We start from the raw sequence: 12,792 nt of genomic DNA on the forward strand, positions 1-12,792 counted from the left end.
CGCGGCGTCATGGTTCGGGACGCGCCGTCAGGCGAGGCACGCCATGAAGACACCATCCCGCCGCGCCGCTGGCCGCGTCGTGACTGCTGCGGTCGAACCAGCGATTTCCGTGAAACTCGAAGACGCGCCGATGAGCGAGATCGCTCATGCCCTGGCCAGTGGGCGGCTGAATGCAACGGCGCTGACCGGAGCCTACATCGCGCGCATCGAGGCCTACGACCGCAATGGGCCCGTGCTCAACGCCGTGCGCGCGCTCAACCCCGATGCGCTGTCGATCGCGGGCAAGCTCGACGAAACGAAACCTTCGGCCAAGCAGCCGCTGGCCGGCATACCGATCCTGCTGAAGGACAACATCGCGACCGGCGACAGGCAGTCGACCACGGCGGGCTCGCTCGCGCTGGAGGGTGCGCGCGCGCGGGACGATGCCACCATCGTCAAGTTGCTGCGGGATGCCGGCGCGGTGATCCTGGGCAAGGCGAACCTGATGGAGTTTGCCAACATGCTCGCGATCGACATGCCGGCGGGCTATTCGTCGCTGGGCGGCCAGGTGAAGAATCCGTATGCGCCGGCGCTGATGAACGATCACGGCATTCCAGTGGTGTCTCCGGGCGGATCGAGCTCGGGTTCGGCGGTCGCAGTGGCAGCCGGCCTGTGCGCAGCCTCAATTGGCACCGAGACCTCGGGCTCGCTGCTGCACCCCGCGAGCCTGAACGGCCTCGTCACCGTGAAGCCGACCGTTGGGCTGATCAGCCGTGCCGGCATCCTGCCGCTTGCACACAGCCAGGACACCGCTGGGCCAATGACGCGCACCGTGCGCGACGCGGCGATCCTCCTGAACGTGCTGGCGGCCGGGGACCCGCTCGACCCGGCGACGCAAGAGCAGCGGCGGCCGGCCGACTACACCGCCGGCCTTGCACGCGATGCGATGAAAGGCGCGCGCATCGGCGTGCCGAGCGACCCCGCCGATCCCCTGAATGACTGCTATTACGGCAAGCTGCCACCGAAGTCGGCCAAGCTGATGGCTGAGGCGATCAAGGCGCTGGAGGATCTCGGCGCCGCCATCGTGCGCGCCAGCATGCCGACGGCCGGCTGGATCGGCGGGCCGGGCACGACCATGGCGGTGCTCAACCGCAATCCGCTGAGCGAACACAAAGGCACGGTCGCGAGGCCGCCGGTCGTCTTTCTGTACGAGCTGAAACACGATCTCAACCTCTACCTGAGGGACTGGGCGACCAACACCGACATCAAGACCATCGCCGACATCGTGGCTTTCAACGCCGCGAACGCCGACAAGGCGCTGCGTTTCGGCCAGGACTACTTCCTCGCTGCTGAGTTGACCCGGGGCGACTTGAGCGAGCGCGAGTACAAGTCCGCACGTGCTATGGACCTGCTCTCTGCCAGGACGCGCGGCATGGACGCCTACATGAACCAGCACAAGCTCGACGCGGTGTTGTTCCCCGGCGCCGGCGGCGCCATGATCGCCGCTAGGGCGGGCTATCCCAGCGTCATGGTACCAGGCGGCTTCGTGTCGGGGACGACCGACGGCAAGGACACGCCGGACTATCCGCTCGGCGTCACCTTCGCAGGAAGAGCCTGGAGCGAGCACAAGCTGCTGCGTCTCGCCTATGCCTATGAGCAGGCCTCCAACATGCGCAAGCCGCCGCCGGGGTTGCCTGCGCTTTAGACTTCACCCGTTTCCTCGCCCGCTTGTCGACGAGTGGGCCATGCATAGTAGCCCGGTGCCAGTCATTTCAATGGCTTGCGCGTCGTCCGCGAAAACATTGTTGCTCCGTCGGACAAAACACTGGCATGATGTCACCATCGAAGAAGGCGCTGCCGGTTTTCATTGGAAGGCGCGGCCTCTGTTGCTCTCCCGGTTTGAACGTTCGGAACCTTCGTGCGTTGGCTCGGCGCGGGATGGCCGCATGCCGTGCGATCCGGCGCGACTGTATGCGGAGTTCGGTTCTTGCTTAAACTCTACAGATGGCCGACCGACGACTGGCAAGGCATCGGCGCGGAGATGCCCACCGAGATCATCTGGGCCGACCTCCTGAACGCGACCACGGAGGAAAAGCAGTTCGTCGAACGATTGCTGAAGATACGCATTCCGTCGCAGGAGTCCCTCAGCGAGATCGAGGCGTCGAGCCGCCTGATTCTCGACCACGGCACGCTCTATCTCGGCTCGCCGGCGGTCCGCCTCAACGAGCACAACGAGGCCGAGATCACGCCGGTGGGTTTCGTCATCGGCCCGCACGTGCTCGTGACGGTGCGCTTTGCCGAGCTGCCGATCTTCGACGACATCGGCAAGCGTATCGGCTCCGATGACAGCCTGGAAAACGGCATGTGCGTGTTCACCAGCCTGCTCGAGGCCATGATCGACCGCGGCGCCGATGTGCTGGAGCATCTCGGCGCGCGGGTCGATACGCTCTCGCGCGGCGTCTTCAAGGGCGGACTCGTTCGCACCCAGCGGCCGGTCCGGTCCAGCCGCAGGATGCGCGAGGCGCTGGAGAATATCGGCGAGCTGGCCGACCGCCTGGCCAAGGCGCGCGACGTTCTGCTCGGCGTCGGGCGAATTGCGTCGTTTGCGGGCGACGTCGGAAGCGCGTGGATCACGGAGGCGTCGAAAAAGCGCCTTCACGCCGTGTCGAAGGACGTCGTCTCGCTCAGCGACTACGAGACGCGGCTGACGGACAAGATCCAGCTCCTGCTCGATGCCGTGCTCGGCTTCATCAACATCCAGCAGAACGAGCTGTTCAAGATCCTCACGATCGTGTCCGTGGTCGGCGTGCCGCCCACCATCCTGGTGGGCATCTGGGGCATGAACTTCAAGCACATGCCCGAGCTGGACTGGACGTTCGGCTACCCGCTGGCCTGGCTCGCAATCATTGCCACCGGGGTGCTGCCGCTGATCTGGTTCAAGCGGCGCGGCTGGTTCGATTGAAGCAAGCAGTCCGTCCAGCGGCGCACAGCTACGCCGCCGCAGGCAGATCCGGATCGGCGATCGCGCCCGCGACGCGGACGCGGACACGGAGCGCGTTGCCGGGCAGATAGGCGATCGGCATGTCCTCGACGTCGACGGTCTTGAGGCTGTCGCGCGCCGCGCCGGCCTGGACGGCACGGTCGGCGGCGATATCCCGCGCCGCTGCGATCGCATCCTCACGGCTGAGATCGCGGAACACCTGGTCGGCTTCGCCTGAGACCTGTGCGATCGCGGCGCCCACCGCATTGGCGCAGTCGCCATGGGGGACGCGTACGATCTCGGAAATGCCGGGCAAGCGATCCGGCACCAGGAAGGCGCCGCCGCCGACCGCCAGCAACGGCACGTCGCCGGCTTCGGTCTTCATGCGGTCGATGTCTTCCTCCAGCTTGCGCCAGGCATCGCGCAGCGCGGCATCGATCAGGCGTTTGGGCAGATTGGCGACGCGGGAGCGATCGCCGATGTCGATCAGGCCGGCAGCAACCGCAATGTCGGTGGCCGTGAGGCGGTCGCCGCCGAATACCAGTGCATCCGACGTCAGGCGATAGCCGACGCTGAGCGGGCCGACGCGGACCGGCTCCTCGTCGACATGGCTGCCGCCGCCGAGCCCGATCGACAACAGGTCAGGCATCCGGAACAGCGTGCGCACGCCGCCGACCTCGACCACGGCATTGGCTTCGCGCGGGAAGCCGTGACGCAGTTGGCCGATATCGGACGTGGTGCCGCCGACGTCGACGACCATGGCGTCGTCGAGACCGGAGAGGTGCGCGGCGCCGCGCATGGAATTGGTGGCGCCGGAGGCAAAGCTCATCACCGGGAACGCGGTGGCGATCTCGGCCTGCATCACGGTGCCGTCGTTCTGGGTGAGGAACAGCGGCGCGTCGATGCCGCTGTCGGCGATCGCCTTGCGGAAGGCCGCAACCGTGGTGATGGCGAGGTCGTGCAGGGAGGCGTTGAGCAGTGCGGCGTTCTCGCGCTCCAGAAGACCGATGCGGCCGAGATCGTGCGACATCGTCACCGCAACGTCGGGGCAGATCTCGGCGAGGATTTCGCGCGCGGTGGTTTCGCAGGAGGGATCGAGCGGGGAGAAGCTCGAGCACACCGCGACCGAGCGCAGGCCCGCATCCTTGATTTTTCGCGCCGCGCTCTTGAGACCAGCGATGTCGAGCGGCATGAACGGGCGGCCGTCATAATCGTGGCCGCCCTCCAGCATGAAGATATCGCCGTTGACGAGCGAGGCGAGATCTGTCGGCCAGTCGCAGAACGGTGGCAGCGAGGCACTGGCGGGCATGCCGATGCGGATCGCGGCGATCTTCTGCACGTGGCGGCGCTGCACCACCGCGTTGATGAAATGCGTGGTGCCGATCACGACCGCATCGACCTTCACCGCGGCGGCGGGCTCCGCGCGCAACGCCCTGAGCGCGTCGAGGATGCCCGAAGTGACGTCAGCCGTGGTCGGACGCTTGACGGAATGGACGACCTTCTCGTCGACGATCAGCACGGCGTCCGTGTTGGTGCCGCCGACATCGATGCCAATGCGTTTCATGGGATCTTAGGCTCCAGCCGCAGCGGGCGAGAAGAGGGAACGGAAATCGAGGTCGTAGCCGAAGGCGCGCGGGCCGACGAATTCGAGACCGCGGGGGCTCGTCAGCACGGCCGGCGCCGGAAGTGCCACGACGGTGACGCGCTGGCCGTAGCGGATGGTCTCGGTGCCGATGCCGTGGCCGTTGACGCTGTCGAGCACGCAGATCAGATCGGGCGATGTCGCAATCGCGTCCTCGTCGCGCCAGGCCACGATCCATTCGTTCTGGAACGAGAGTTTTAGTTTCGTGCCGCGATCGGCATCGCTGCCGTCGACCATTGCCGTGCCGCGCAGGAACCCCTCCGTGGTGCGCCGCGCCACATCGACGATCTTGCCGGTGAAGAGCTTCTTGCCGCCTTCGGTTGCGAGCAGCGCCGCGATCGGATCCTCGTGGCGCCGGTTGGCCTCCTGCACGGCGCGGCCGATGCGGATCGCCTTGGTGGTGGTGAAGTGGATGCCCCAATCCTTCACCTCGCGTCCGGTGCGCGGCGCCTTGCTGGTGGAGGCGATCGAGCCCATCTCGACGCAGATCTTTCGGCTCGCCCGCTCCATCCACTTCCAGCTCGGCACCTTCGTCACCACGGCCTCGATGCCGCGCGGATCGTACAGCGTGCAGGGGTAGGGGCGCAGGTCCCCGATCGCGACCGAGGTCATCTGCGCCTCGGGGAAGGCGCGGCCCATGCAGTCGGCATCGACCACGGGGATGCCGAGATGGGCGGCTGCCATCAGCGCCTGCACGCCGTTGCCGCCGCCGATCTCGACCGACATCACGGCGCGGAACTTGATGTTGTTGATCTCTTCCTGCATGCGCACCGCGCGCGCGATGTTGCGGCTGTCGGCAAGCCGCTCCTGTCCCACCAGCGGTGCGCCCATGTTGGAGACCACGGCAACCCAGTCCTCGTCGTCGAGGTCGAGCGGCGACATCAATTGCACGCGGGTGCCCTCGGCATAGAGCCGGCGCAGATTGAGCAGGCCGAGATAGGGGCTGCCGCCGCCGCCGGTGCCGAGAATCCAGGCGCCGACCGCGAGCGCCTCGATCTCCTCGAGGCTGATCGTCTTCAATTCCGCCTTGCTCACGACACCAGCTCCTCGACGATGCGGGCGGCCGCGGCGATGCCGAGGATCACCGGACCGGGATAGGCGGTGCGCACGCGCGCCTTGTTGGCGCTGGTGTAGCTGATGCAATCCATCACCACGAGATCGGGTTCGAGGTCGGCCATCGTGCGTGCGGCCTCGTCGACCGTGGCGTCGTTCGAACCGGGACGCAGCGTGATGCCGACCACCTCGACGCCGTCGCGCTGCCACTTCTTGTCGATCAGCACGGTCTGCTCGGGCAGCGGCGAGAACACGCCGAGCCGGCCCTTCGGCAGCACCGCCTCGACGAGATTATGCAGGATGGCCGAGGGCAGGATGACGAGGCCATCGGCCGCGAGATTGGGGAATTTGCCGGTGCAGGCCATCAGCGTGACGCCGACGCCCTCATGCTTGAAGCGGATGATCTGCTGGCTCGCGCGCCGCTCCACCTCCTTCTTGCTGATGGTGACGCCGTCGCCGTTCGGCAGCAGCGTGAACAGCGTGTCGTAGCCGTCCATTGGCGGGATGGCGTCGATCTCGGCGCGGCTCATGCCGTCGAGCGCGCCGCGCAGCTCGATCTGGATGCCGGGCGAGAGCACGGTGGCGATCTCGGACGCGACGGTGGGACGCGGGCTCTGGCCGATCACGACGACCCCGACGCGCTGGTGCTGCAATGGCATGTTCATGTCTAGTCCTTCAAGACGACGAGATCGGCCGGCGTCCACTGAAGCGTGACACCGTTGCCGGGAACGAACAGGCGGCTCGTGCCTGCATTGGGCTGCTGCACGAGGACGCGATGGCCGCCCTCGAGGGTGATGCGGTAGAGCACGGCGCCGCCGAGGAAGTTGGTGTTCTCGACGGTGCCGTGGGCGGAGCTGCCGGCTGTGATGGCGGTGTCAGAACGCGGCGAGAGGCTGATCTTTTCCGGTCGGAGCGCCACGGAGAGAACGCCGATGCCTTGCGCCTCGGTCGGCGGCAGCGCCAGGATCAGGCCTTTGCCGACGTCCAGGTTCGGTCCGATGCGCTCGCCGCGGAAGATGTTGGTGTCGCCGATGAAGTCGGCGACGAAGCGGGTGGTGGGCTGGTTGTAGATCTCGGCGGGCGTTCCGACCTGCTCGACCCGGCCGCCGTTCATCACCGCGATGCGGTCGGACATCGCCAGCGCTTCTTCCTGGTCGTGGGTGACGAACACGAGCGTGAGACCCAGCTTCTTCTGGAGCTGCTTGAGCTCGAACTGCATCTGCTGGCGCAGCTTCTTGTCGAGCGCGCCGAGCGGCTCGTCGCAGAGCAGGACGCGCGGCGCGATCACGATGGCGCGGGCGAGCGCGACGCGCTGCTGCTGACCGCCGGAAAGCTGGGCGGGACGGCGCGCTTCGAGGCCGGACAGCTCGACCATGGCCAGCGCTGCCTTCACCTTGGCCGCGATGCTGGCCTTGTCGAGCCCGCGCATGCGCAGGCCGAAGGCGACGTTCTCGGCGACGGTGCGATGCGGGAACAGTGCGTAGTTCTGGAACACCATGCCCATGTCGCGCTTGTGCGCGGGCACGTGGGTGATATCGGCGCCATCGACGCGGATCGCGCCCGCGCTCGGCATCTCGAAGCCCGCGATCATCCGCAGCGTCGTGGTCTTGCCACAGCCGGACGGGCCGAGCAGGGAGAAGAACTCGCCCTGCCGGATGTCCATGGCGACCGCATCGACCGCGCGCACGCCGCCGTCATAGACCTTGCTGACGCCGGCGATCTCGATCGACGCGCTCATGCGCGGAAGATCCGGTTGACGCGCTGGTCGATCTCGTCCTTGCGCTCGTTGTACCATTTCCAGTCGACCTGGATCAGCTTCGAGACCTTCTCGGGCGTGGTGAGCAGCTTGGCGTCGTATTTTGCGTCGAGCTTCACCTTCTTGTTGGCCGGCGAATACCACACGGTCTCCGCAAGGCGCTTCTGCACCTCGGGACGGAGCATGTAGTTGACGTAGGCGTTGGCGAGCTCCTTCATCTTGCTGCCGGGCGTGATGGTCAAAACCTGCTCCAGCGACAGCACGCCTTCGCTCGGCGAGACGAAGTCGGTCGGCTGGTTCTGGCCGTCATAGCGGTAGATGCCGGAATCGTGGATGACGCAGAGGCCGACCTCGCCCGACAGCAGCATCTTCTCCATCGCGCCGGTGAAATCGACGATCTTGATCGGCTTTAGCTTCTCCAGCGCGGTGTAAGCGGCATCGAGATCGGTCTGGCCCTTGCCGAACAGCGTGCCGCACATCATCAGGAAGGCCTGGCCGAGGCTGTTGACGGGGATGACGTAGCCGCCGCGGACGCCGTTATACTTGGCGTCCCACAGCTCCTTCCAGGAGGTGATGGCGCCATAGCCCTTGTCGGTGCGCAGCCCAAGGCCGATGGCGCTGGTGAAGATCGAGACGCCGACGATCTTGTCGCTGATCGCGTAGGGGTAGACGTCGGCGAGGTTCGGCACGAGCTTGGGATCGATCTTCGGCTCGACCAGGCCCATCTCGGCCGCGGCCCATTGCTCGTTGGAATTGGTGTGCAGCACGTCGTAGATCGGTGCCGAGCGCGAGCTCGCCTGGAGCTTCGGCAAGTACGGGAAGGCGGAGTCGGTCTGGAGCTTGCACTTGAACTCGCTCTCGAAGGCGGGGCCGATCTCGGCCTTCATGATGTCGCCCCATTTGCCGCCCCAGCCGGTGATGCGCAGCGTCGGATCGTCGGCTCGCGCGACGCAAGGCGCAGCGATCGTGCCGATGCCGAGCGAGGCGCTCGCGGTCAGAAAACGGCGGCGGCTGAGCGATCCCAGAGCTTTCATCATATCCTGATTCCTTCGGTGCAATGAGCAGTTACAATTTGACGTAGGAGCGCAAGCCCACCGTGCGGTCGAGCCCGATGACGACGACGAACGCGAGCACGATCGAGACGACGGACGCAGCGCCAATGGTCCCGTCCAGATCGAACTTGAGGTAGTTGAACAGCGTGACCGGCAGCGTCTCGTTGCCCGGTGAGACCAGGAACAGCGAGACCGGAAACTGGTCGAAGGAGACGATGAAGGCGAAGATGGCGCCTGCCAGCACGCCCGGCTTGATCAGCGGCAGCGTCACCTCGAAGAAAGTGCGCAACGGGCTGGCGCCGAGATTGCGTGCGGCTTCCTCGAGGCGGGTGTCGAAATTATGCAGGACGGCGAGCGTGGTGCGCACCACATAAGGCAGCGTCACCAGCGTGTGGCCGGCCACGAGACCCCAGGTCGGACGTCCCACGTCGAGCAGCACATAGGTCTGGAACAGCGCAAGTCCGGTCAGGATCGCCGGCAGCATCAGCGGCGAGAGCATCGTCGCCACGATCAGCCTCGTGCCCGGCAGATTGCCGCGCGCCAGCGCCAGCGCGGCGGAGGCGCCGAGGATCGTTGCGGACACGGTGGTGAGGACCGCAACTTCGAGGCTGAAGCCGAGCGCATGCATGAAGTCGCGCGAGGCGAAGAATTTCTCGAACCAGCGCAAGGACACGCCGACCGGCGGGAACTGGATGAAGGGTGTGGGGTTCAGGGCGAACACGACGACGATCGCGATCGGGGCCAGCAGGAAGGCCAGGATGGCGATGTTGATCGCGAGATAGAGGGTGCGGCCGGAACGCCTGACGCTTCCGGCGGTCCGCGCGGGTGCGGCCGGCCGGCTTGCTGCGAGCGATGGGCTGTGCGAGGCCGTGGTTTGCATCGTCGGCCTCACTGCAACTCGCGCTGGCCGGAGACGAGGCCGAGCGCGCGGTTATAGGCGACGACGAGCAGCAGCGAGATCATCAGCAGGACGATGCCGAGCGCGGCGGCGAAGCCGACGTTGAAGTTCGCGGAGATCTGCTGGTAGATCAGGATCGGCAGCGTCATGATCTGGAAGCCGCCGAGCAGGATCGGGGTGACATAGGCGCTGATCGCGAGCGCGAACACCAGGAGCGAGCCGGCGAGGATGCCGGGCAGGCTGAGCGGCAGCGTCACCTCGATGAAGGCGCGCAACGGGCTGGCGCCGAGATTTTCGGCGGCCTGCTCCAGCCGCTCGTCGATGCGGCCGATCACGCCTGTCAGCGTCAGCACCATGAAGGGCACGTAGATGTGGACGAGGCCGACCACGATGCCGGTCTCGCTGTACATCAGTTTCAACGGCTGAGAGATCAGGCCGAACGCGAGCAGGGTCTCGTTGATCACGCCCTTGTCGGACAGCAGCGTCATCCAGGCGAAGGTGCGCACCACGATGCCGGTCAGCATCGGCGCCAGCACCGCCATCAGCAGCAGCGCGTGTCCGGTGCGGCTCTTGATGCGTGCCATCCAGTGCGCCAGCGGATAGCCGATGAGAAGCGCGACCAGCGTGGTGACGAGCCCGATCCGGATCGTGGTCCAGATCACCTCGAGATAATAGGGATCGCCGATCATGCGGGCGTAATGACGGGTGGTGAAGGCGACCTTCGGCATCACCACCGGGTTGCCGGTCAGCACGCTCATCAGCGCCATCAGCCCGATCGGCAGGAAGAAGAACAAGGCGAACAGCAGCGCGCTCGGCAGGATGAAGAGCGCAAGGCCGTTAGGGCGCGTGGTCGCGGTGCTGCTCATCGCGTCCCCGTCTGAATGCGGGTTGCAGCCTGATCGAGCGGATCGCCCGTCAGTCGTCGCAATTTCGTGGCCATCGCCGCGAGCTCGCGGCGGACATTGGCGCGCTCGGCGGCGGTGGTGGCCTGCACCGAATAGGACACCGCGATCCCGATCATCTCGCCGGTCTCGCCGCTCTTGAGCGCAAAACCTTGCGAACCGACGCCCTCGATCGATTCATCGGCCGCGTCCGACACGCCGGTACGGCGGATCTCGTCGAGGCGCGCCATCAACTGCTTGAAGTTCTGCGGCGAGTTGCGCGGCAGTTTTGGATAGGTCGCCGGCACCCGCGCGCGGATATCCTCGTCGGAGAGGCGGGCGAGCATGGCGCGGCCGTTCGACGTGGCGAGCGCCGGCGTGCGCTGGCCCGGCGGATTGACGACGCGCAAGGGGTTCGAGCCCGGCACGATGCGGAGCACGACCTGCTCGTAGCCGTCGAGTACCGCGATGTAGCCGGTGTGTCCGGTCCGCGCGCAGACCTCGCGCAGCTCGCGCTCGGCCATGCTGATGAGGTCGTCATGGGCGCGGTGCAGCCGGCCGAGCTCGAAGGTGAGCAGGCCCGGCCGGTAGCGGCGGGTGTGGGGGTCCTGCTCGAGCAGGCCGCAATCGCGCAACGACCGCAGCAATCGTGAGGTCGAGCTCTTCGGCTTGCCGGTCAGCGCCATCACGTCCGCGAACGACAGATCCGGCCGCGCGCTGGAGAAGCAGCGGAGAATCTCGATGGCGTTGGTGAGCGCGCTCATGAAGGCAGCCCGGGCGTTGGTCCAAAGGAGTTCCAAATTTCGGAACCTTGTCCCAAATTCTAGGCCTGGCACGAAAACGGGCAAGCGGAAATTTCGCGCAGGCTGGCGCCCGATTGCGCAGATGCGGCGGAAGGTCGCCTGGAGCAGCGGCGGAGCGGCGCCCCACGGTCGGGTGCGCCGCTCCTGAGGTCAGGCCGCTTCGGCGGCGATGCTGCCGATCCAGCCGCGGGCGAGCGTGACGTCGGCCTGCGACAATTGATGGCCCGCCGGCAGCACCTTGTGCTCGACGCTCGCGCCCGCTTCGGAGAGCAGCGCGGCAAGTTGCGCCGAATTACTCGCCGGCACGATCGGATCGGCCTGCCCGGAGAGCAGCAGCACCGGCTTGCCGCCAAGCTCCGCCTTGGGCGGCCCCGACAGCGGCACCATGGCGCGCAACAGGATGGCGCCCGCCAGCGCGTCAGGCCTCAGCAGCAACAGCGCGGCTGCGATGTTGGCGCCGTTGGAGAAGCCGACCGCGACGGGCGCGGCGATGCCATATCGCTTTCGCGTCTCCGCGACGAAGTCGCCGAGTTCGTGCGCGCGCTTGCGCACATCGTCCTCGTCGAACACGCCCTCCGAAAGGCGGCGGAAGAAGCGCGGCATGCCGTGCTCGAGCACGCGGCCGCGCGGCGAGAGCAGGGCGGAGCCTGACGAGATCATCTTGCCGAGCCCGAGCAGGTCGTTCTCGTCGCCGCCGGTGCCGTGCAGCAGCAGGAGCGGAGGGGAGCCCGCGCTGGTCGCGGGCTCGAAGCGATGGATGAAGTCGGTCATGACGCGCTCTCTTCCAGGCTCGGCAGCACGCCCTCGATCTGCTTGCGCTGCGCTTCGAGGAAGCTCGGCAGCTTCAGGTCGCGTCCCAGCGTCGCGACGGGTTCGTCGACGGCGAAGCCGGGGATGTCGGTCGCGATTTCGAACAGCACGCCGCCGGGCTCGCGGAAGTAGATCGAGCGGAAGTAGTTGCGGTCCCGCTGCTCGGTCGGATGCAGGCCGTGATTGCTCACGAGCTTTTGCGCCATCTGGCCCTGCTCGGCATCGTCAGCCGCGCGGAAGGCGATGTGGTGGACGGAGCCGCCGCCCTGGTGTCCCCGCAAAAAGCCCTTGGCCTCGTAGATGTCGACGACGCTGCCCTCAGTGTCGCCAGATGCCTTGAAGCGGATCACCGAGCCTTCGCGTCCCGTCTCCTTGAAGCCGAACACGTCGGTGAGGACGGCAGCCGTCTTGGCCGCGCTGTCGAGCAGCAGGGTTACGCCGTGAAAGCCGCGGATCGCGTGCTCGGTGGGCACGTCGCCATTGCTCCGGCCGGGCTCGTTCTCGGCACCGGGGACGCCGACCAGGGCGAGCGCCATGCCGTCAGGATCGGTGAACGGCAGCACGGATTCGCCAAAGCGCTTCTCCAGCGCCTCGTAGGCAATGCCCTTCTCGGTGAAGCGCTGGGTCCAGTAGCCGAGCGAGCGCTGCGGCACGCGGAAGGCGGTCTGATGGGTTTCGCCGACGCCGCGGCGCCCCGCGGGCACGCCGGCCCAGGGGAAGAAGGTCAGGATGGTGCCGGGACGGCCGGTCTCGTCGCCATAATAGAAGTGATAGGTGCCGGGATCGTCGAAATTGACCGTCTTCTTGACGAAGCGCAGGCCGAGATCCCGGGTGTAAAAGCCGAAATTGCGGATGGGGTCGCCGGCGATCGCGGTGACGTGGTGCAGTCCAGACATTGTCGTCCTCCAGAATTTGCAGGAGCAGTCTTGCTCTGGCCG

At 66.6% G+C, this 12,792-nt stretch carries 12 protein-coding genes; 2 read left to right on the forward strand and 10 right to left on the reverse strand.

What is annotated here, in order from left to right; genetic code table 11:
* Positions 1-43: 43 nt before the first annotated feature.
* Together I3J27_RS12585 and I3J27_RS12590 are read left to right on the forward strand one after the other, a co-directional pair.
* Complete coding sequence (locus I3J27_RS12585; RefSeq protein ID WP_270169528.1) at positions 44-1,684, forward strand: amidase family protein; 1,641 nt, start codon at positions 44-46, stop codon at positions 1,682-1,684.
* 282 nt (positions 1,685-1,966) lie between these two features.
* A complete protein-coding gene (locus I3J27_RS12590) occupies positions 1,967-2,941 on the forward strand; it encodes a magnesium transporter CorA family protein (RefSeq protein ID WP_270169531.1) in 975 nt (324 codons plus the stop codon).
* 28 nt (positions 2,942-2,969) lie between these two features.
* Here I3J27_RS12590 and I3J27_RS12595 read toward each other — a convergent pair whose 3' ends face one another.
* The 10 genes from I3J27_RS12595 to I3J27_RS12640 form a co-directional block, all read right to left on the reverse strand.
* Positions 2,970-4,523 carry a hydantoinase/oxoprolinase N-terminal domain-containing protein gene (locus I3J27_RS12595; RefSeq protein ID WP_270169533.1) on the reverse strand — a complete coding sequence of 518 codons (1,554 nt, stop codon included), beginning with the start codon at positions 4,521-4,523 and terminating at the stop codon, positions 2,970-2,972.
* Between the two features lie 6 nt (positions 4,524-4,529).
* Entirely contained in the window at positions 4,530-5,636 is a 1,107-nt protein-coding gene (locus tag I3J27_RS12600) for an S-methyl thiohydantoin desulfurase family protein (RefSeq protein WP_270169535.1), read from the reverse strand.
* A complete protein-coding gene (locus I3J27_RS12605) occupies positions 5,633-6,319 on the reverse strand; it encodes an AroM family protein (RefSeq protein ID WP_270169537.1) in 687 nt (228 codons plus the stop codon). Before I3J27_RS12605 ends, I3J27_RS12600 begins: the two co-directional genes overlap by 4 nt.
* 2 nt (positions 6,320-6,321) lie before the next feature.
* Positions 6,322-7,392, reverse strand: a complete 1,071-nt coding sequence (locus I3J27_RS12610; RefSeq protein WP_270169539.1) for an ABC transporter ATP-binding protein — start codon at positions 7,390-7,392, stop codon at positions 6,322-6,324.
* Positions 7,389-8,447 (reverse strand): extracellular solute-binding protein, encoded by a 1,059-nt coding sequence (locus tag I3J27_RS12615; RefSeq protein ID WP_270169541.1) that lies wholly within the window; start codon positions 8,445-8,447, stop codon positions 7,389-7,391. The genes I3J27_RS12610 and I3J27_RS12615 overlap by 4 nt, the downstream gene beginning before the upstream one ends.
* Before the next feature lie 28 nt (positions 8,448-8,475).
* Positions 8,476-9,342, reverse strand: a complete 867-nt coding sequence (locus I3J27_RS12620; RefSeq protein ID WP_270169543.1) for an ABC transporter permease — start codon at positions 9,340-9,342, stop codon at positions 8,476-8,478.
* A gap of 8 nt (positions 9,343-9,350) precedes the next feature.
* The gene (locus I3J27_RS12625) at positions 9,351-10,226 is read right to left on the reverse strand and encodes an ABC transporter permease (protein WP_270169545.1); all 876 of its coding nucleotides are present in this window, start codon (positions 10,224-10,226) and stop codon (positions 9,351-9,353) included.
* Positions 10,223-11,005 carry an IclR family transcriptional regulator gene (locus tag I3J27_RS12630; protein WP_270169547.1) on the reverse strand — a complete coding sequence of 261 codons (783 nt, stop codon included), beginning with the start codon at positions 11,003-11,005 and terminating at the stop codon, positions 10,223-10,225. The genes I3J27_RS12625 and I3J27_RS12630 overlap by 4 nt, the downstream gene beginning before the upstream one ends.
* Before the next feature lie 189 nt (positions 11,006-11,194).
* Positions 11,195-11,815 (reverse strand): alpha/beta hydrolase, encoded by a 621-nt coding sequence (locus I3J27_RS12635; protein WP_270169549.1) that lies wholly within the window; start codon positions 11,813-11,815, stop codon positions 11,195-11,197.
* Positions 11,812-12,750, reverse strand: a complete 939-nt coding sequence (locus I3J27_RS12640) for a ring-cleaving dioxygenase (RefSeq protein ID WP_270169551.1) — start codon at positions 12,748-12,750, stop codon at positions 11,812-11,814. The genes I3J27_RS12635 and I3J27_RS12640 overlap by 4 nt, the downstream gene beginning before the upstream one ends.
* Positions 12,751-12,792: the final 42 nt, after the last annotated feature.

Source organism: Bradyrhizobium xenonodulans, from assembly GCF_027594865.1.
GTDB classification, from domain to species: domain Bacteria; phylum Pseudomonadota; class Alphaproteobacteria; order Rhizobiales; family Xanthobacteraceae; genus Bradyrhizobium; species Bradyrhizobium xenonodulans.

Coding starts and splice junctions, on each gene's coding strand:
- I3J27_RS12585 (WP_270169528.1), top strand. CDS start 44: ATGAAGACACCATCCCGCCGCGCCGCTGGCCGCGTCGTGACTGCTGCG.
- I3J27_RS12595 (WP_270169533.1), bottom strand. CDS start 4,523: ATGAAACGCATTGGCATCGATGTCGGCGGCACCAACACGGACGCCGTG.
- I3J27_RS12605 (WP_270169537.1), bottom strand. CDS start 6,319: ATGAACATGCCATTGCAGCACCAGCGCGTCGGGGTCGTCGTGATCGGC.
- I3J27_RS12610 (WP_270169539.1), bottom strand. CDS start 7,392: ATGAGCGCGTCGATCGAGATCGCCGGCGTCAGCAAGGTCTATGACGGC.
- I3J27_RS12615 (WP_270169541.1), bottom strand. CDS start 8,447: ATGATGAAAGCTCTGGGATCGCTCAGCCGCCGCCGTTTTCTGACCGCG.
- I3J27_RS12620 (WP_270169543.1), bottom strand. CDS start 9,342: ATGCAAACCACGGCCTCGCACAGCCCATCGCTCGCAGCAAGCCGGCCG.
- I3J27_RS12625 (WP_270169545.1), bottom strand. CDS start 10,226: ATGAGCAGCACCGCGACCACGCGCCCTAACGGCCTTGCGCTCTTCATC.
- I3J27_RS12630 (WP_270169547.1), bottom strand. CDS start 11,005: ATGAGCGCGCTCACCAACGCCATCGAGATTCTCCGCTGCTTCTCCAGC.
- I3J27_RS12635 (WP_270169549.1), bottom strand. CDS start 11,815: ATGACCGACTTCATCCATCGCTTCGAGCCCGCGACCAGCGCGGGCTCC.
- I3J27_RS12640 (WP_270169551.1), bottom strand. CDS start 12,750: ATGTCTGGACTGCACCACGTCACCGCGATCGCCGGCGACCCCATCCGC.